The sequence below is a fragment of the Priestia aryabhattai genome (assembly GCF_023715685.1).
Taxonomy (GTDB): domain Bacteria; phylum Bacillota; class Bacilli; order Bacillales; family Bacillaceae_H; genus Priestia; species Priestia aryabhattai_B.
On record NZ_JAMBOQ010000003.1, the window covers coordinates 553353 to 571648 of the forward strand.

An 18296-nucleotide genomic window follows, 5' to 3' on the forward strand; every position below is an offset into this window, starting at 1 on the left:
GTGATCATATATGATCACACCTTTTTTATCTTTTAGGCGAAAATAGTAGGCAGAAGCATATTTGCAAACAGCATTGTAAGAAGTGCTGCTACAATCATACCAAGGCTAGAAAAAGTACCTTCAATTTTTCCAAATTCAAAAGCTCTTGCTGTACCTGTCCCATGAGAAGCTACTCCTAAGAGAAGACCTCTCGCTAGAGAAGAGTGGAGTGCGAGGAGTTTAATAAGTTTTGGTGCCACCATACATCCCACTACACCGGTTATAATCACAAACATAATTGTAATATTCGGATCTCCCCCTAGCGTCTGAGATACATTAACAGCAATAGGAATCGTAACTGATCTTGGAATCAAGCTATGAACTAGCGTTGATTGTAAATGAAACACTAATGCTAACAGCATGGAAGAAATCATGGCAGCAAATGTGCCGAGCCCTACGCTTAAGCTGATTTCAACACGGTGTTTTTTGAGTAAATCAAAATACTTAAACATAGGAACAGCAAAAGCAACGGTTGCCGGCCCAAGCATAAAGCTAATAGCGCTGGCACCTTGCTTATAATGGTCATAAGAGCCATTTGTTACTAATAAGATGCCAATTAAAAGAATGGGGGCTAGTAAAATAGGGGAAACTAGCATAGACTTATATTTTTTATAGAGTACTTTTGTGCCAATATAAACGAGCAGTGTAAGCGGAAGAGCAACCCATGTAAGTAACGTCATTTTAGCGAACCTTCCTTTCTTCTTGAAATATGTTCTGCAATGATTCCTGTTATAGACATCACTATAATCGTACTGATTGTGATAATAATCACAATCTGAATTCCAAAATGCATCAATACATCTCCATAATTGATGAGTCCAACGACGGCTGGTATGAAAAATAATAATAGTTCTCCCACTAACAGTGTTCCACCTTGTTCAACCCAGCTTAATTTAATTACTTTAAAATACAGTAAGAAAAACAGTAAGAAAAATCCGATGATACTACCTGGCACTGGGAGGTCAAACCATTGTGAAATACTTTCTCCTATTAAAAACAGAGCCGTTAGTAATAAAATCTGTAAAATCACCATAATCAGTTTCATGATTAGCCTCCTTTATCTATTTTTTTATTCATTCCTAATTTGTTGAGACAATAATGGAGTCGTCTATGCTGAAAAGACGACTCCATCATGGGAAAAGAGAAACTATTTGGATTTTGCAAATGGGGATACAACTTAAGTAAATGAATGCTACACACTTATCTTACAAAAAAGTGACTATAATATGAAATATATAATAACTATGATAACTATTCCTTTTAGTTATAGTTGAAAGAAATCTCTCTACAAATGTGTTGGTAACCTTTTCAAAAAAAGAGTTTGTGAAATATAAGGTCTAATTATTCAATAAAAGGCAGTCAAAAAAGCACAGCTGTGCTGTGCTTCAAACTGTACTTTTAATATAATCAATAAAAGCCTGCGTAGCATAAGAGATATAGCGATCTTTTTTAGCGATTAAAGCAATTTCCCATGGAATAGCATTCTCGAGATTAATCACTTTCATATGCTCCAAATCAAGCTTTTGACATAATGAATAAGGGAAAAGAGCAATGCCAAGATTAGCGGCTACCAGTTCTCCAATGAAGTCCCACTGAGAGCTTTTAAAAGCAATATTAGGTGTAAACCCATTTTTTAAACATTCGTTGTAGACCATTTCATGCATAGTGAAATCTTCATGAAAGGAAATAAGCTTTTCATCTTTTAACTCTTTTAATGAAATCGTAGAATGCTGAGCCAACGGATGAGATTTATGGACAACAAGCTGCAGCGTTTCTCGTGCTAAAGGCGTCGTAAAAAACATGTTTTCATCAACCGGAAGTAAAACTACGCCCACATCTACTTCTCCTTGTTCCACAAATTTTTGCATCTTTTTAGCGCCGTATTCAATTAACTGAATATGAATTTCAGGATATTGCTCTCGAAATGCTTTAATAATGGTAGGGAAAAACAATGTACCAATAATAGGGGGGATGCCTATTTTAATTGTCCCTCTTTTTAAATGCATTAAATCGTAGAGAGAATCCGATAAATCTCGGAGAGAAGATAAAATGCTTTCAGCTTGTTCATACACAATCATTCCTGCATCTGTAAGCTGCACTTGTTTGCCAGCGCGATCAAACAAAGGTGTGCCGAGCTCTTCTTCTAATGATTTAACCATTTTACTGAGAGAAGGTTGAGAAATATGTAGAGCTTCAGAAGCTCTTGTGAAATTTTTATGTTTAGCCACTTCTGTTAAGTAATGCAAATGGCGAACATCCATTTTGTATACCTCCGTGTTCATACATGCCAATTAAAAAGCATTAAGATACACACATTCTACCACATTCACAAACAGCTCTATACCTTTCTTTCATATCAAATCAAATGATCAGTAGAAGAGTACTGAATACGAAAGAAATTGCCAACAATATATATTTACACATTGTTTATTTTAGAAGTATAATATATAAATCAGTAGAACGGTTACATATCGATCACAGAATCAATCAATAAGGTGGTTAGAACGGTTGAGTAAAGCAGATGAAATAAGAGATATCGTTTATATTAATGGCCATGTAAATAAAAAATGCTTTATTACATATGGAATTGAATTTAAAGAGTTTTATCATTCCCTTCCTACGCCGCTTGCAAATATATTATTGTTAAAGCACGGTTTTGAAGACAGTGATTACCATTACCAAACCCATATGGACTACGTAGAAGAAGAACAGATTCATCTTTTAGCAGAGGATGATGTTTATAATTATGGCGATTTTTGTTGGATTGATTTTGAGGATATATCTTCGTTAGATTTGTTAGAACCTCAAGATATTGCAGCGCTGCTGTATTTAGGTCATTTAAAAAAACCGCTCAATTCGCCATTTAATAATAAACTCGGTAATCAATTTGTTTATTTAGCTCATGATGATGGATTTTATAACAAAATCTATTTTCGAGACGTGTATGATATGAAGCATATTTTAAGCCGAATCATTCCGTTAAAAATGTCAGCAATTAAGCAAAAAAGATTTGTATTTAGAAGGAAAAAGTTGGAATATCCAATTTTGCCGCTTGTTTTAGCAAATACTCTTCTTACTTTAACGAATGACGGTTTGTTTATTGATTTTGAACATATGGTGCAATCGCGTAGAGATATTAAAATTCCTTTGTATACAATCGGTGATTTTGACGACATGAATGAAATGTATAATGATCGGTTTGAGCACAAAGAGATGAGTAAATTACAGGCGCATCTTGTTCTGACTCATAAAGAACTAGAATGGAGCATTGAAGAAGTTCAATAATCTAAAAAGCACGCAGCTCATCAGCTGCGTGCTTTTTGAATAGCCGTATAAAAAGGATTTTTCCATTCCATTAGTACGGCGTAATTGTGTGAATCTTCATCTTCAATATAGTTTGCTGCTAAACCAATAGGCGTTCTGCCACAGCGCATCAAAAAGGTCATAACGGGATCATAGAGAGTTCCGGCTGACACAAGATTCATGTATTCAAAAGGCGTGTACAAGGAAGAAACTGATGCGTATCCAGGGATGCGGCATCCGCCGAGCAGCCTTTCTAACTTGTAATGAATCACAACTTCATATAAAGACTGCAAAAGCAGCTTCCCAAGCCCCATCGATCGATGGGAAGGAGCGACGCATACGTCTACTACATAAAGCGTATTACCAGAAGGATCGTGCGTACGAATATATCCGCTTCCTGTTACTTCATCCCATGTATGAGCCGCATTGCCTTCTACTGAAACAATCGCGCTTGTGATAGACCCGCATATTGTTCCGTCTATCTCCACGCATAGTGCTCCATCTGGAAAGAGAGAAACGTGGTTATTTAACTGATCTTTGCTCCATAATAATTCAGAAGGGAAAGGAGGAGGGAAACTTTCTTCTTGAATCCGAATTAACTCATCAAAATCACTCGATGTATACGATCGTACGGTACATGTCACAGGTTTACTTTGATGAAAGACATAGCATTGTTTTTTATACACTGCTTTTTTACCTCCTTTTAAGAAATAATTTTCAGATAATTAAGTATACCATAGGTGAAAAAGAAATTATTTCATATTTATTGAAGGGTTTGACATGAACGTGATAAAGTTAAAAAGATTCGAACTATTAGATGGGGTGAAAAAAAGATGGATGTTCAATTAAAAGGAAAAACAGCACTTGTATTTGCGGCTAGTCAAGGGCTTGGCAAAGCGATTGCTGCTAGGCTCGCAGAAGAAGGCGCAAACATTATGCTTGCAAGTCGTTCAGAAGAGAAACTAATCCAAGTAGCGGAAGAGCTGTCATACCGTGGAAGCGGACAAGTGTTACATAAAACGGCAGATGTCACAAAAACTCATGATATTCAAGATGTTGTTCAATATACGGTAGATACGTTTGGAAGCATTGACATTTTAATTAATAATACAGGAGGCCCGAAAGCAGGGAACTTCCTTTCGTTAACAGATGAAGATTGGAAGCAAGCATTTGAGTTAAATCTCCTCAGTTATATTCGCATCATTCGTGAGGTAGTACCCGCTATGAAAAAGAGCGGAGGACGTATTGTCAATATTGCTTCTTCTTCCATTAAAGAGCCAATTGCTGGACTTATTCTATCAAATACCTTCCGTACAGGAATCGTGGGGCTTACCAAAACACTCGCTTCGGAATTGGCAGAGGACGGTATCTTAATTAACACGGTTGCACCAGGAAGAATTGCAACAGACCGAGTGAAAGAACTAGATACGATTCGTGCTGAAAAATTGGGAGTAGGCGTTTCAGAAATTGAAGAAGAGATGAGAAATCAAATTCCCCTTAAGCGCTACGGTCAGCCTGAAGAGTTTGCCAAAGCCGTTGCTTTCTTTGTATCGGGAGCGAATTCATATATGACAGGCCAGTCATTTCTAATTGACGGAGGTATGGTGAAATCCATTTAGTTACATAGAAAAACCCTGCAGCTGCAGGGTTTTTTATTAAATCCAAGTTGTAACTTGGTCTAATGGTAAACGATCGCTAGCGTGTGCTTCTTTAGCCGCTTTTCCAACCGAGATAAGCATAACTGGAATGTATCGATCCTCAATTTTAAATTCTTCTACAAATTTTTGTGCGTTAAATCCGCCCATTGAACAAGTGTCTAACCCTTTCGCTTTTGCTGCAAGCATGAACGTCATGGATGCAAGAGAAGCATTAGTAAAAGCTGCATCGCGAGCAAAAGCACCGTTTTTATAAGCGCCGTTAATTTGTCCTGACAAAATATTTTTTACATCTTCTGTCATATGACCGGATTCAACTAGTGGGTTGTACACGTCATCTACATTTTTATTTGCTTCTAAATCACCTAAGATAGCTACTACAGCGCCTGCTTCTGTAATTTGTTTTTGGTTGTAAGCAATTGGAAGTAGACGTTCTTTAGCATCTTGGTCTGTAATAACAACAAAATGCCAGTGCTGTAAGTTCCAAGCAGATGGTGACTTCACTGTTGCTTCTAAAAGTTCCGTTAATTCTTCTTTGCTTAATTTAGCTGAAGAGTCATATTCACGAATCGATGTACGTTCATTTACCACATCAAAAAAATCTTTTGTCATAATAAAAACCTCCGTTAAAAGTATGTATTTCTTTAATCAATCGATGCACATTTTATAATGATACACTACTGAAGTCAATTTATATGCTTTTAGTATACCCGCTCTTATGTGCTGTCACTCGCCAAAAAATGCATACACTTCTTACCATCGGTTTAACGTGATTCACGAGATGTAAGATAAGCTTCAATTCGATCACAGGCTTCACGCAGAGTTTTCATGGAATACGCATACGATAGGCGTACATATCCTTCACCGTGAGTAGAAAAGGCGCTGCCAGGTACTAGTGCAACACCCGCTTCTTTTACTAACTCCAGTGCAAAATCAAATGAATTGCTGTGGAAGTTCTGAATAGAAGGGAAGATATAAAAAGCACCAGTCGGCTTTTCCACATCAAATCCCATTTTTACTAGTCGATCATAAACATAATTCAGTCTTTGTTCGTATTCTTTTTTCATATCTACCGCATCGTTTTTGCCTGCTGTCAGTGCCTCAAGTGCAGCTGCTTGGGAGACAGAAGAAGCACAGCTCACGTTGTATTGATGAACTTTTAAAATATGTTTGGCTAAATAAGAAGGAGCAAATAAAAGGCCGATTCGCCAGCCTGTCATAGAATGAGACTTTGATACTCCATTAATGACAATCGTTTTGTCTCTCATAGATGCAATGGAGGCAATTGACTGATGCTTTTTATTAAAAACTAGCTCGCTGTATATTTCATCAGACAATACAAAAATATCTTTATCACTTAAAAGAGCAGCAATCTCTTCTAATTCTTGCTGAGATAACGTTACGCCTGTGGGATTAGACGGATAAGGTAAGATGACACATCTTGTTTTAGACGTCAAATGTTGTTCGATTAAATCGGCTGTTAGTCGAAACCCTGTTTTTGTTGTATCAATATGTATAGGTTTAGCTCCATTTAACCGGATAAGCGGTTCATATCCCGGATATACAGGTCCAGGTAAAATAACTTCGGAATCTTCTTCTAAAATGGTGCGAAGAGCAATATCAATTGCTTGACTAGCCCCGATGGTCACGATAATTTCATCAGCTGGGTTATAGTGTAAGTCATATTTTTCTTTGACAAATTGAGCTGCTGCCTCGCGTAGTTCAATTGTTCCAGCATTGTGGGTATAAGAAGTTTGGTTATCATCAATTGCAGATTTTGCCGCTTCTTTTACATGTTGCGGTGTTAAGAAGTCAGGTTGTCCAATTGTGAGGGATAAAACATCTTGATATTGTGAGACCATATTATAAAATGTACGTATTCCTGATAATTCAATTTCTTTGACACGTTTATTGATTAAGTGCTCCATGGTTTCAAATCCTTCCGCGTATTTTCAACTCATTTTATCACAATGAAAATAGGTAAAAAACCACTATTTGCTTATTTTGCAAATAGTGGTTTTAAGTTAGGTGTTATATATCTTATTATAAGCAGTTGTTAGTTCATAAAATTGTTCTTCGTCTCTGTTATCTAATGCATCGTCAATAAGAGATTTCAAATACTGTTTATTAAAGTTTGTACTCATAGTCGTTAAAATACGATTAGCTTCTTTCGCATAATAGTGTTGGTAAGGTGTGTACTGAGATGAGTGAGGATAGTGATTCATATTTTTTCGATAAGAACTCATAACATAAACCTCCTTTTTTAAAATAAAACGCAGCTTCTATTACTTGAAATGTACCCTTTCTATATAGTTGTTAACCCTGTTTTTAGTTGCGAATGTGCTGAGGTATATGTTAGAAAATAAAACGTAAATTCAGAGGTCCCTCGCTTCACGTTCGATTCTAGGTTTAAAGAAATAAGTGCATAAAAAGACCTGCATATATATGCAGGTCTTGTATATTAGTCAGTGTGTATTTGGCCTTCACGCCAATAAACGGGGGAAACGTAGCCAAAATCAACTTCATGATCGTCCAATGTTACAACGCAGTGATCAGAGCCTTCTTGTTCTTTAATATCTTGATACACAGCTTCTTCTACGTTTTCAATAATGGTCATTTCATTATCGTCATTAAAAAGAATGACGGAGCCTTTCATATTACGAACACCTTCTTTTAAGATTATTCATTCACTTTGTGTAGTATAAACCGTTTTAGCTGTAGAGTCCACAGCTATCTTCGATTTCTTGTTAAAAATTTGTGAACAGGCTTTTAGGAATGAATAAGAAACCCTCTAAATAGAAGAGTAACTGACTTTTCTATCCTTTCTTGAAGGGCAATAGAGTCGGGTTGGTTGGTACACCAGTAGAGAAGCGTGCCAAAAAAATTAAGTATAGCAATAGAAGCCATTTCTTCAGCAGGGATATCGCCTATAAGTTCACCTCGGTCTTGTCCTGTTTGAAAAACTTTTGTAAAATGAGCACGCATTTTTTCAATTTGAAGAATTTCAGATTGTTGAAAGGAACTGTTGGTAATAGCGATATGAAACCAAGAGCGGATTAGGTGAGGGTTAGCTTCTTCGTTTGATTGTGCTAGTAATAAAAACAGTTGTTTAACAATGGCAGCAGTCGATTCTTCTGTTTGAAGGAGCTGTTCTAATTTATAGGAGATACGGTTTGTAAAATTAATTCCAAGGTAGTGAAGAACTTCTTCTTTTGTTTTGAAGTAATTAAAAAATGTTCCTTTTGCTACACCCGCTTCATGCGTAATTTGAGACACAGTCGTTTTTTGATATCCCTGCTGTTGGAATAAAGAGATAGCTGCGTTTTGGATGCGTTTTTTTGTTTCTTCTTTTTGTAATCCTCTGTTCATAAATTACACCTCATTTGGATAGGAGTAGTCGTTTGAATCAAGTTAATAAGCTAGTATAGAGAAGTAAAATAGAGCAATTAAAAAACTGAGCAGAGGATGAGACGAAAGGGATCGAAGCTCATGTTTTTATATAGTATATAATATTCTGTTAATTCATAAAACAATATTTTGTGTATATGTTTTAGCGCAAAAGATAACAAAATAAGCAAATTTTTCTTTACGGATATAAGAGACGGTCACTATAATAGGAAATATGGACTATTAGATAAGTCGGCGAGATGAAAGGAGTAAGTGATATGAATCAAGATAAAGGAATATTGTTAGAAAGTGGTACAAATGAACTGGAAATTGTCGAATTTGAGATAGGAAATGTTTTGTTTGGCATCAATGTAGTAAAGGTTAGAGAGATTATTAATCCAGTATCTATTACACCCGTTCCAAATGCGCATTCTTACATAGAAGGTATTATAGAGCTAAGAGGGGAAGTTCTGCCTGTTGTTGATATAGCAAAAGCGTTAAAAATGGAACCTTCAAATACACCAGAAAAAGATAAGTTAATTGTTACAGAGTTCAATCAGCAAAAAATTGTCTTTCATACTCATGCAGTGACACAAATTCACCGTATTTCTTGGAAAGAAATTGAGAAGCCTTCAGATTTGTATCAAGGTTTGGAAACGCAAATTACTGGAGTGGTGAAATTAAACGGCCAAATGATTCTGCTGTTAGACTTTGAAAAGTTGATTTCTGACGTGAACCCTGATGCGGGTATTAATCAGTCGAAAATAAAAAAGATAGGGACTAGGGAACGATCTAATAAAAAGATTGTCGTGGCTGAAGATTCGCCGCTGCTGCGCCGAATGATTGAAGATACCCTTGCACAAGCCGGTTATGAGAACACGGAATTTTTTGAGAACGGTGAGGAAGCATGGAACTATCTAAGCTCGGTGATCGATGAAGGAGTGGAAATCAGTGGTCAAGTCCAGCTGCTTATTACAGATATAGAAATGCCGCAAATGGATGGACATCATTTAACTAAAAAAGTGAAAGAAAATCCTCAGCTTTCTATACTTCCAGTCATTATTTTCTCTTCTCTTATCACAGAAGATTTACGTCACAAGGGAAAGATGGTAGGAGCGGAAGGACAAGTAAGTAAACCGGAAATCGGAGAGCTTGTTGAGTTGATTGATCTCTATATTTTGTAGGATGACAAAAAAGTGCCTGAAAGCAGATTGCTCCACTTCAGGCACTTTTTTTAAAAATAACTTTTACCCAGCGGTTTAAACACAGGTGCTTGCCGTTTTCTTGGAGTCGAAACAGGGCTTTTTGCCGGCTGTACGAGATGACCCGTATATTTAGATAATAAGCGCTTCGCATAAGATAATGACATAGTCGTTTTGGGATTTCGATACTGATGGTTTAAATGGCCGAGGTGTGATAACTCTTTGAAGTCTTCTTTCTTTGGAGGCATATGGAAAAAGTAGTCTCCAACTGATACAAGTACATCTGATTTTTGTTGACTTTTACCAGGATTTGGCGAAAAGTGAAGTCCTTCTTTTTTTGCTTTTCCTTCTAAAATTAGTTGATCTAATGCAATTTTCTTTAACATGTATAACTGCTTAGGATCAGGAGCAGCTTTTGCGTGACGATTTACAGTGAAAATAGCTTGTGCAATCTCAGATACAGACGGGGTCAAAGAGCCTTGTCCATTTGCTTGAGACATACGTTCACTCCCTTTCTATCATATCAGCTGTTCAACCTATAAGGTGAAAGCTGATACGTTCATTATAGCGTGTCTTGTCCCATTTGAAAATAATTACACGAAGAAGTATTTTGGTAATTAATGAAATTTCTTATGTATAGGGTTTGTTTTGTTGCGTTTCCTTATACAAGTAAAGTGGAACAGCACGTCATACTTTCTAGTTAAAAGAAATGCTGCTCGCACAGTTAAACAATCATTGATTAGTAAAGCACTAACTATTGAGCCATTCGTCGAGAAGGTCGAATATAAACACCAGTACCATTTGGCACAATTTGAGCTAGCTCATTTACTTGAGCATTATACATGCGAATGCATCCTTTGGATACGGCTTTTCCAATAGAACTTGGCTCATTTGTTCCGTGAATGCCATATGACTTTTTAGACAAGCTGAGCCACATTGTGCCAAAAGGCCCCCCAGGGTTTGGCTCCCGGTTAACGATAACAAAGTCTCCAGTAGGGGTTGCGCTCAGCATTTTTCCTGCTGCAATGGGATAGACTTTTTGTATGATATTATTTTTTCTTAATTCAAGCTGTTTTTCAGCAATGAACACGTGGATCGTGTAAGGAATGAGCTCTTTATCGGGGAGGTTTGGAATGACGATTACTTGCCCAGGCGTCAGCGTACTATGGCTTATAAAAGGGTTAGCCATCCAAAGGTCTTCAACCGGAATCCGGTAGTCACCTGAAACGCTTTGCCAGGTTTCACCGCGCTTTACTACATATCTCATTAACTTCGCTCCTTTGATATATGACTATGTTGTAACAGTATACGATTGAAAAAAGTAAAAGTGACTTTTGTGAGCATAAAGTTATTTTGAAAAAGGTGTTGAAATTACATTGACTTATAAGCATGGACTGATTGATATAGGTTCAAATACGATACGCCTTGTTATTTATGAATACAAAAAAGGCAGAGGGTTTAAGCAAATTGAAAACGTGAAAGTAGCTGCACGGCTTCGGAATTATTTAAGTAAAGAAGGAGTGTTAACAGCTAAAGGAATATATACCTTGCTTGATACGCTTAAAACGTTTGGAGTTATTACAAAGCATCATCAGCTGCCGCACGTTACCTGTGTGGCCACAGCCACCATTCGTCAAGCGACTAATGCAAAAGAAGTTCTAGCGTTTGTAAAAAAAGAAACGGGCTTTTCTATTCAACTATTGTCTGAGTATGAAGAAGCGTATTACGGCTTTGTTGCAGTTATTCATTCCACTTCGATCGAAGAAGCCATTACAATTGACATTGGTGGAGGAAGTACGGAAGTTACGTATTTTCGCAATCGTGAGTTAGTGCAGTACCACAGCTTTCCATTCGGTGCCTTGTCTCTACGTCTGCAGTTCGTCAAAGGTAATATCCCCACTGCAGAAGAAAAAGTGAAAATCCGCGATTTCGTGATCCGGCATTTCCATACTGTCCCGTGGCTTTTAAATCGCCAAGTTCCGATTGTAGCAATTGGAGGAAGTGCAAGAAATATGGTGCAATTGCATCAAGGTTTTATCCATTACCCTCTCGCCGGGCTGCATCAATATGAAATGAAGTTAGCTGATATATTGCATGTGAAATCTGCTATAGGCTCATTGTCTTATCACAATCTTCAAAAGCTAGACCGCTTGTCAAAAGATCGTGCGGATACAATTTTGCCAGCGATTGAAGTATTTCAATCGTTATATGAAACAGTGAACGCAACTCGTTTCATCTTAAGCCGCAAAGGCTTGAGAGAAGGGGTGTTATTTAAGGAAGCATCTGATGCTAATATCCAGCCAACGTACCCCGATGTCATACAGCAAAGTTTTCAAGAGATAATGGAAGAGTTTGAAGTAAGTAAAGCTTACGTCAAACAGCTTACGCGCACAGCTATTATAATCTTTCAGCATCTTGGAGAGCAGGGACCGGTTGATTTAAAAGAGGATGACTTAGCGCTTCTTATAAGAGCTGCGCAAGTATATTATATAGGAGAGTATATTGATGCAGAATCAAGCAGCCAGCATACGTTTTATGTGCTTGCTAATCGCACAATAGATGGAATTTCACATAGAGAACGTTTAAAGCTGGCACTTGTTTCTTCATATAAAGGGAAGTCTTCTTTTAGGCAATATGTTGCTCCTTTTAAAAAGTGGTTAACAAAAGAAGAACAAAAAAAAGTCCAGCTGCTCGGTGCGGTTTTAAAAATAGCTACCGGCTTACATGCAACAAAGCGAAATGTTGTTCAACATATTGATATGAAAAGCGATGAAGACACGGTTACGATTAAACTATTATGTACAAAAAACTTTCGTCCTGAACAATATCAGGCTGAAAAACAGAAAAAGCATCTAGAAAAAGTAGTGAAAAAAAATATTGTTCTTGAATTTACTAAGCTTTAGAATAACGCTGGATCGGTTAGAATATTCAGTATAGCTAACTAGATTAAATCCATTATCCCGGAAGGTGAGGCTAATGTTAGAAAGTAATCGCACTTATAAGCAAACCATACAAGTAGCTGATTCAGCTTATTATAATAATCGTGAATTGAGCTGGCTGGCCTTTAACAAGCGGGTGTTGGAAGAAGCTGTAGATACGAAAAACCCTTTGCTTGAGCGGTTTAAATTTCTAGGGATTTTCAGTTCGAATCTGGATGAGTTTTTTATGATTCGGGTAGCCGGATTAAAAGATCAAGTGAAAGCTGGATTTAGCAAACCGGAAAACAAAGCAGGCTTAACTCCTAAACAGCAGCTATTCTCTATCTCCAAACAAAACCACGATTTAGTAAAGCAACAGTATGATACGTATATTCACACACTTCTTCCCGAATTACAGAAATACGGTGTGGAAATCATTACGATTGAAAAGCTGGAGAAATCAAACCTAGAAAAGCTTGAACAGTATTTTGACGAGCAAATCTTTCCCGTATTAACTCCTATAGCTATTGATGCCTACCGGCCGTTTCCTATGTTGCTGAATAAAAGCTTGAACTTAGCAGTCGTCCTTTCAGAAAATTTAAATGATAAGCAGCAAATTGCCGAGATAAAAGGAAGACTAGCTATCGTCCAAGTACCTTCGATGCTAACGCGCTATATTGAAATAGCTACGTCAGATTCTACCCGTCTATTTGTATTGCTAGAAGATGTGATTGCCTATTTTATTAAAAAGTTGTTTAAGGGATACCGCGTTTCTTCCGTTTCTCAATTTCGAATTACCCGCAACGCAGATATGACTATTCACGAAGAAGACGCTCAAGACTTACTAAAAGAAATTGAAGAAGAGTTACAGAAGCGAAAATGGGGAGCGGCTGTTCGCCTTGAGATTAAGGGTCCATATGATCAGGATGTACTAGCGTATTTAAAGTCAGTACTTGAAATTGATGATGAAGATGTGTATGGGATCGAAGGACAGCTGGATTTAACCAGTTTATTTTCGTTTTATAGATTACTTAAATCTACGCATGAAGAGTTGGCTGAAAAAGCCTTTATTCCTAAGCTTACAAGAGAGTTACACCCCGATCAAAATAGTTTCGACCAAATGATTCAAAGAGATATTTTGCTTCATCATCCTTATGAATCGTTTAAGCCGGTACTTGATTTTGTTAACTGTGCAGCAGACGATGAAAATGTGCTTGCTATTAAGCAAACGTTATACAGGGTAAGCGGAGATTCTCCCGTTATTAAAGCATTAAAACGCGCGGCTGCAAAAGGTAAACAAGTGACGGTACTAGTTGAACTAAAAGCGAGGTTTGATGAAGAGAATAATGTGCAATGGGCTAAAGAGCTAGAGCGGGAAGGGTGTCACGTGATATATGGAATGACGCATTTAAAAACGCATGGTAAAATTACGCTCGTGGTGAGAAGAGAAGGAGAGCATATTAAACGATTTGTTCATCTTGGTACTGGGAATTACAACGATGCGACGGCAAAGATCTATACGGATATAAGTCTTTTTACTGTCAACCGAAACATCGGGATAGATGCGGCCAATTTTTTTAATTACTTAAGTGGCTATACGCAAAAACCAGTATATCATCATTTATCAGTCGCACCATTTGATATAAGAAATGATTTTCTGCATCTCATTGATAAGGAAATCCATTATCACAGACAGTATGGTAATGGAAGAATCATTGGGAAAATGAACTCGTTGACGGATAAAATTTTAATTATGAAGCTATATGAAGCTTCTATAGCTGGTGTGACAATCGAACTCATTGTTAGAGGAGCGTGCTGCTTGCGCCCTCAAATTCAAGGCGTTAGCGAGAATATAAGGGTAAGAAGCATTGTCGGAAGATTTTTAGAACATAGCCGAATCTATTATTTTCATCATAATAAACAGGGAAAGTTTTTCTTTTCATCTGCAGATATGATGACAAGAAATATGGTGAAACGAGTAGAAATTTTATTTCCTATCTTGGATACACATTTGAAAAAAAAGGTGTGGAAGTGGCTTGAAGTTATGCTTGCTGATAATGTAAAAGCACGAGAACAAGATCAAGAAGGAAATTATCATTACGTCATAAAAAAAGAACATGAGCCTTCTATTAATAGTCAAGAGATCTTTTGCCAATATGCTCTTTGCGACAATCGATAATAACATGACTAAAAAGCCGAGTACTCGGCTTTTTAGTCATGTTATTATCTAGGAATGGGACCAACAGGACCGTATCCAGGTCCGTAGTATGTGTTATAAACAGGAGCACCGCCTCCATAGCCTCCTCCAGGGTAGCCTCCTCCAGGAAATCCACCGCCGTAAAACGGAACTTGATAAGGATAAGGTGGTGGACAGCACCCAGGCCTGCCTCCAAAACCGCCAACAGCTAGTCCGCCAAGCAGCCCACCAGCTAAGCCAGCAACAAAAGGAAATCCAAAAAAGCGCTCGTCACCATTTGGAATATTACGATATCCTGCATAGGGATATTGATAGTACATAATTTAACCTCCTTGTCAGTTGTCTTTGTAGTGTATGGTTGAACGGAAGCTTTTGAGCCTGGTTTATTTCTTTAAGACTAGAATTAGGCGGTCATGATCAGCTAAAAAAAGACAAAAAAACATAAAAACGCCCTATAAGGGCGTTTTTATGTTGATTGCAAGGTGAAAAGCGTAATTTCAGGCGTAGCTAAAAAACGAAAAGGAATGCGAGTGGTTCCTAAGCCTCTATTCACATAAAGCTTCATTTTAGAATCTCCAACTTCGTACATTCCTTCAGGGTAAACCGTCCCAAAGGGCGGTGTAATCAAAGGACCGTAAAAAGGAATTTGAATTTGTCCTCCATGACTATGGCCGGAGAGCTGAAGGTCAACTGGAAAAGGAGCTGCTTTGACAGCAACGTCAGGTTCATGAATCATAGCAATAGAAAAGATATCCGGCTGTAATTGCCCTAGCGTTCCTTCATATTGTGGATTCCCAAGCATAATATCATCGAGTCCGCAAATATGAATGTAGCTTTTATCAGGCATGGACACCGTGTCAACTTCATTTACTAGAAGTCTAAATCCTGCGTCTTCAATGGCTTGTTTATAGATATTTGTTCCATACCCCCCATGATCATGATTTCCATATATTGCGTATTTTCCAAGAGGAGCCTGAAGCCTCTGTAAAACCGAGGGGATTCTTTCTGGATGTGGGTATTCATTAGGTACATCCATTAAATCGCCGGTAAATAATATGATATTAGGCTTCAAGTTATTTATGGTCACCATAAGCTGTTCTAGTTGTAATAAATCGTAAGAGAGTCCAAGGTGAATATCACTAAATTGTAAAATTTTTATTCCGTTAAAGGTTTTCGGAATATTTTTAGAAGTAATTGTATGACGAACAATTTGCAGGCGTCTAGGCTCAATGTATTTGGCATATGTATACCCAAAAGACGTGGTGAGCAAAGACCCTAACGAAATAGACGCTAGTCCTTTCAAAAAAGATCGTCTTGTATACATCTTTTTCATGCAAAATCAACCTATTCCTTATAGTTTTCAAGTTTTCATTATAGCATTGTTTTTTTTATCATCACAACGAGAAGTCTGCTTTTAAGTTAAATAGATAAAAGTTTCACTTTATTCAGAAAAAATAGTAAAATGATAGTTGTAAAACACTTATGTTTTAGGGAGGAAGATAAATTGAAGAACAAGGTCGTAATTGTTACTGGCGGTTCAAGTGGGATGGGAAAACATATGGCGAAGCGATTTGCAGAACAAGGTGCTCATGTGGTAATCACAGGTAGATCAGCCGATCGATTACAAGAGACAGAAAATGAAATTAAAACGTTTGATGGACAGGTACTTTCAGTGGTGATGGATGTACGCAATCCAGAAGATGTTGAACGAATGGTTCAAGAAACAGACAAGGCATTTGGACAAATTGATTTTTTAGTTAATAATGCTGCAGGCAATTTTATATGTGCAGCTGAAGACTTATCCATTAACGGATGGAACAGCGTGATTAATATCGTATTAAATGGTACATTTTATTGCAGTTCTGCAGTAGGGAAATATTGGATCGAGAAAGGTACAAAAGGGGCCATTACAAACATTGTGGCTACATATGCGTGGAACGCAGGAGCAGGTGTTATTCATTCAGCTTGTGCTAAGTCAGGAGTTTTAACCATGACGCGCACGCTCGCAGTGGAGTGGGGAAAGAAATATGGTATACGGGTAAATGCGATTGCGCCGGGGCCGATCGAGCGAACAGGAGGAGCCGATAAGTTATTTGAGTCAGAAAAAATGAAAGCGCGTACATTAAATTCTGTACCTTTAGGACGCCTTGGAACTCCTGAAGAAATAGCAGGATTAGCTAGTTTCTTATTTTCCGATGAAGCGTCTTATATCAATGGGGAATGCATCACAATGGACGGGGGACAGTGGCTAAATCAGCATCCTTTTTAAGCTTGGCGACGCACTAAAAAGTACAAAGCAAACCGAGAAGGACTAGCAAAATTATGCTATTCGTATTATACTAACGTAAAGTGAACAAGGAGAGGGGAGAGTTGAGTGGACCCGTTAGATGTATTAACAAACATAGAGAAAACTCTTCCGTATTATCAAGCAATTTTTAGTGCAGATGGACATAGAGTAATTGGCTATGAAGTGTTGGCGAGGTTTCAAGATGAAGGGGAAATTGAAAGTCTTGGCCCATTCTTTCATGATGATGCGATTCCGGATGAATATCGCATAGAAGTTGATTATGCTGTTTTAACACAAGCGCTCGAGCATATGTTAACCCAGGAAGAACAATTTTTAATTTTTATTAATCAGAATCCTAATTTATTAATGAACGATCACGGAGAATCCTTGCTAGAATTATTGCAACTTTTTGAAAATAAAGGATTATCGCTTGACCGAATTGTTCTCGAAATTACAGAACACAATTTTAGTGGAGATTTGGAATCCCTTCAACACTTACTAAAGTATTATCAAACATATGGTATTAAGATTGCAATTGATAATATAGGAAAAGAAAGTAGTAATCTAGACAGGATTGGGTTGCTTTCACCAGATATCTTAAAAGTAGATTTACATATTCTGAGACAAACGGACATGGCGCAGTCGTATCAAGACGTATTGTATTCTTTATCTCTGTTAGCAAGAAAAATGGGTGCTACGCTTCTATACGAAGATATAGAAGCCTCCTATCAGCTGCAATATGCATGGAGAAACGGAGGCAGGTATTTTCAAGGTTATTATTTACATAAGCCGGCTGCTGAACTTGTCGATCCGAACATCTTAAAGGATAAACTAAAGGAACGTTTTGAAATGTATATCGCTCATGAAAAGAAAAAGCTGCTTGCTGTTTACCAGCTGACAGAACGCTTTCAAGATAAAATGCAGCAGGTAATGACAAAGTGCAGAAAGCTAGAAACGTATGACGATATGCTGCCTGTTATTGCAGAAGAACTATCCAACGTGTGTTTTCGCCTTTACATTTGCGATGAAAATGGATTTCAAAAGTCATCTAACTATGTAAAGAAAAACGAAGATTGGATGCTTGAGCCTGAGTATGTAAAGAAAAATTGGAGCTGGCGCCCATATTTTCTTGAGAATATTATTCGAATGAGCTATGAAAAAAAAGGAATATTATCAGATTTGTATAATGATATTGAAACAGGTGAGAATATCCGAACTTTTTCGTATCCGATTGATAATATGCACTATATATTCCTTGATATTTCATATTCTTTTTTATACGAAAGAGACGTTTTGTAGAGAATAAAT

General features: G+C 37.4%; 20 protein-coding genes. 7 read left to right on the plus strand and 13 right to left on the minus strand.

Annotated features, from left to right (window positions below; translation table 11 throughout):
* Nucleotides 1-32: 32 nt before the first annotated feature.
* From M3225_RS15885 to M3225_RS15895, 3 genes are all read right to left on the minus strand, one after another.
* A complete protein-coding gene (locus M3225_RS15885) occupies nt 33-719 on the minus strand; it encodes an LrgB family protein (RefSeq protein WP_251395265.1) in 687 nt (228 codons plus the stop codon).
* Nucleotides 716-1084: a CidA/LrgA family holin-like protein gene (locus tag M3225_RS15890; protein WP_013082263.1), complete on the minus strand. Its 369-nt coding sequence runs from the start codon at nt 1082-1084 to the stop codon at nt 716-718. Before M3225_RS15890 ends, M3225_RS15885 begins: the two co-directional genes overlap by 4 nt.
* Before the next feature lie 340 nt (nt 1085-1424).
* Entirely contained in the window at nt 1425-2300 is an 876-nt protein-coding gene (locus M3225_RS15895) for a LysR family transcriptional regulator (protein WP_251395267.1), read from the minus strand.
* A 247-nt stretch (nt 2301-2547) separates the two neighbouring features.
* Here M3225_RS15895 and M3225_RS15900 point away from each other — a divergent pair, with 247 nt between their 5' ends.
* Nucleotides 2548-3324 carry a hypothetical protein gene (locus tag M3225_RS15900; RefSeq protein ID WP_034275587.1) on the plus strand — a complete coding sequence of 259 codons (777 nt, stop codon included), beginning with the start codon at nt 2548-2550 and terminating at the stop codon, nt 3322-3324.
* A 20-nt stretch (nt 3325-3344) separates the two neighbouring features.
* Here the strand turns inward: M3225_RS15900 and M3225_RS15905 are convergent, their stop codons facing one another.
* Nucleotides 3345-4028: a GNAT family N-acetyltransferase gene (locus tag M3225_RS15905; protein WP_251395269.1), complete on the minus strand. Its 684-nt coding sequence runs from the start codon at nt 4026-4028 to the stop codon at nt 3345-3347.
* 147 nt (nt 4029-4175) lie between these two features.
* Here M3225_RS15905 and M3225_RS15910 point away from each other — a divergent pair, with 147 nt between their 5' ends.
* Complete coding sequence (locus M3225_RS15910; protein WP_251395270.1) at nt 4176-4961, plus strand: SDR family oxidoreductase; 786 nt, start codon at nt 4176-4178, stop codon at nt 4959-4961.
* 36 nt (nt 4962-4997) lie between these two features.
* Here the strand turns inward: M3225_RS15910 and M3225_RS15915 are convergent, their stop codons facing one another.
* From M3225_RS15915 to M3225_RS15935, 5 genes are all read right to left on the minus strand, one after another.
* The gene (locus tag M3225_RS15915) at nt 4998-5609 is read right to left on the minus strand and encodes a nitroreductase family protein (RefSeq protein WP_251395272.1); all 612 of its coding nucleotides are present in this window, start codon (nt 5607-5609) and stop codon (nt 4998-5000) included.
* A gap of 152 nt (nt 5610-5761) precedes the next feature.
* Entirely contained in the window at nt 5762-6925 is a 1164-nt protein-coding gene (locus M3225_RS15920; protein ID WP_251395274.1) for an aminotransferase A, read from the minus strand.
* A 96-nt stretch (nt 6926-7021) separates the two neighbouring features.
* Entirely contained in the window at nt 7022-7243 is a 222-nt protein-coding gene (locus tag M3225_RS15925; RefSeq protein WP_251395276.1) for an IDEAL domain-containing protein, read from the minus strand.
* 215 nt (nt 7244-7458) lie between these two features.
* Nucleotides 7459-7653 (minus strand): hypothetical protein, encoded by a 195-nt coding sequence (locus M3225_RS15930; RefSeq protein ID WP_013056022.1) that lies wholly within the window; start codon nt 7651-7653, stop codon nt 7459-7461.
* 113 nt (nt 7654-7766) lie between these two features.
* Nucleotides 7767-8366, minus strand: a complete 600-nt coding sequence (locus M3225_RS15935; RefSeq protein WP_251395278.1) for a TetR/AcrR family transcriptional regulator — start codon at nt 8364-8366, stop codon at nt 7767-7769.
* Between the two features lie 296 nt (nt 8367-8662).
* On the opposite strand from M3225_RS15935, the gene M3225_RS15940 reads away from it, so the two are divergent.
* Complete coding sequence (locus tag M3225_RS15940; protein WP_251395280.1) at nt 8663-9568, plus strand: chemotaxis protein; 906 nt, start codon at nt 8663-8665, stop codon at nt 9566-9568.
* A 50-nt stretch (nt 9569-9618) separates the two neighbouring features.
* Here M3225_RS15940 and M3225_RS15945 read toward each other — a convergent pair whose 3' ends face one another.
* Together M3225_RS15945 and M3225_RS15950 are read right to left on the minus strand one after the other, a co-directional pair.
* Nucleotides 9619-10086, minus strand: coding sequence for a YkyB family protein (locus tag M3225_RS15945; RefSeq protein ID WP_057241776.1), 468 nt, complete (start codon nt 10084-10086; stop codon nt 9619-9621).
* A gap of 254 nt (nt 10087-10340) precedes the next feature.
* Nucleotides 10341-10853 carry a L,D-transpeptidase family protein gene (locus tag M3225_RS15950; RefSeq protein WP_251395282.1) on the minus strand — a complete coding sequence of 171 codons (513 nt, stop codon included), beginning with the start codon at nt 10851-10853 and terminating at the stop codon, nt 10341-10343.
* Nucleotides 10854-10962: 109 nt separating this feature from the next.
* Here M3225_RS15950 and M3225_RS15955 point away from each other — a divergent pair, with 109 nt between their 5' ends.
* Together M3225_RS15955 and M3225_RS15960 are read left to right on the plus strand one after the other, a co-directional pair.
* Nucleotides 10963-12489: a Ppx/GppA family phosphatase gene (locus M3225_RS15955; RefSeq protein WP_251395284.1), complete on the plus strand. Its 1527-nt coding sequence runs from the start codon at nt 10963-10965 to the stop codon at nt 12487-12489.
* 73 nt (nt 12490-12562) lie between these two features.
* The gene (locus M3225_RS15960) at nt 12563-14683 is read left to right on the plus strand and encodes an RNA degradosome polyphosphate kinase (RefSeq protein ID WP_251395286.1); all 2121 of its coding nucleotides are present in this window, start codon (nt 12563-12565) and stop codon (nt 14681-14683) included.
* Between the two features lie 44 nt (nt 14684-14727).
* On the opposite strand, the gene M3225_RS15965 is transcribed toward M3225_RS15960, so the two are convergent.
* Both M3225_RS15965 and M3225_RS15970 read right to left on the minus strand, forming a co-directional pair.
* Nucleotides 14728-15021, minus strand: coding sequence for a hypothetical protein (locus M3225_RS15965; protein WP_251395288.1), 294 nt, complete (start codon nt 15019-15021; stop codon nt 14728-14730).
* A 146-nt stretch (nt 15022-15167) separates the two neighbouring features.
* A complete protein-coding gene (locus M3225_RS15970; protein WP_251395290.1) occupies nt 15168-16034 on the minus strand; it encodes a metallophosphoesterase in 867 nt (288 codons plus the stop codon).
* A 171-nt stretch (nt 16035-16205) separates the two neighbouring features.
* Between M3225_RS15970 and fadH the strand changes: the two genes are divergently transcribed.
* Nucleotides 16206-16970 (plus strand): 2,4-dienoyl-CoA reductase, encoded by a 765-nt coding sequence (fadH, locus tag M3225_RS15975; RefSeq protein ID WP_251395292.1) that lies wholly within the window; start codon nt 16206-16208, stop codon nt 16968-16970.
* A 105-nt stretch (nt 16971-17075) separates the two neighbouring features.
* Nucleotides 17076-18287, plus strand: a complete 1212-nt coding sequence (locus M3225_RS15980; RefSeq protein WP_251395294.1) for an EAL domain-containing protein — start codon at nt 17076-17078, stop codon at nt 18285-18287.
* Nucleotides 18288-18296: the final 9 nt, after the last annotated feature.

Bases quoted from the DNA above. Each gene is read 5' to 3' on its own strand.
- M3225_RS15885 (WP_251395265.1), bottom strand. From the start codon at position 719: ATGACGTTACTTACATGGGTTGCTCTTCCGCTTACACTGCTCGTTTAT.
- M3225_RS15890 (WP_013082263.1), bottom strand. From the start codon at position 1,084: ATGAAACTGATTATGGTGATTTTACAGATTTTATTACTAACGGCTCTG.
- M3225_RS15895 (WP_251395267.1), bottom strand. From the start codon at position 2,300: ATGGATGTTCGCCATTTGCATTACTTAACAGAAGTGGCTAAACATAAA.
- M3225_RS15910 (WP_251395270.1), top strand. From the start codon at position 4,176: ATGGATGTTCAATTAAAAGGAAAAACAGCACTTGTATTTGCGGCTAGT.
- M3225_RS15915 (WP_251395272.1), bottom strand. From the start codon at position 5,609: ATGACAAAAGATTTTTTTGATGTGGTAAATGAACGTACATCGATTCGT.
- M3225_RS15920 (WP_251395274.1), bottom strand. From the start codon at position 6,925: ATGGAGCACTTAATCAATAAACGTGTCAAAGAAATTGAATTATCAGGA.
- M3225_RS15925 (WP_251395276.1), bottom strand. From the start codon at position 7,243: ATGAGTTCTTATCGAAAAAATATGAATCACTATCCTCACTCATCTCAG.
- M3225_RS15930 (WP_013056022.1), bottom strand. From the start codon at position 7,653: ATGAAAGGCTCCGTCATTCTTTTTAATGACGATAATGAAATGACCATT.
- M3225_RS15935 (WP_251395278.1), bottom strand. From the start codon at position 8,366: ATGAACAGAGGATTACAAAAAGAAGAAACAAAAAAACGCATCCAAAAC.
- M3225_RS15940 (WP_251395280.1), top strand. From the start codon at position 8,663: ATGAATCAAGATAAAGGAATATTGTTAGAAAGTGGTACAAATGAACTG.
- M3225_RS15945 (WP_057241776.1), bottom strand. From the start codon at position 10,086: ATGTCTCAAGCAAATGGACAAGGCTCTTTGACCCCGTCTGTATCTGAG.
- M3225_RS15950 (WP_251395282.1), bottom strand. From the start codon at position 10,853: ATGAGATATGTAGTAAAGCGCGGTGAAACCTGGCAAAGCGTTTCAGGT.
- M3225_RS15960 (WP_251395286.1), top strand. From the start codon at position 12,563: ATGTTAGAAAGTAATCGCACTTATAAGCAAACCATACAAGTAGCTGAT.
- M3225_RS15965 (WP_251395288.1), bottom strand. From the start codon at position 15,021: ATGTACTATCAATATCCCTATGCAGGATATCGTAATATTCCAAATGGT.
- M3225_RS15970 (WP_251395290.1), bottom strand. From the start codon at position 16,034: ATGAAAAAGATGTATACAAGACGATCTTTTTTGAAAGGACTAGCGTCT.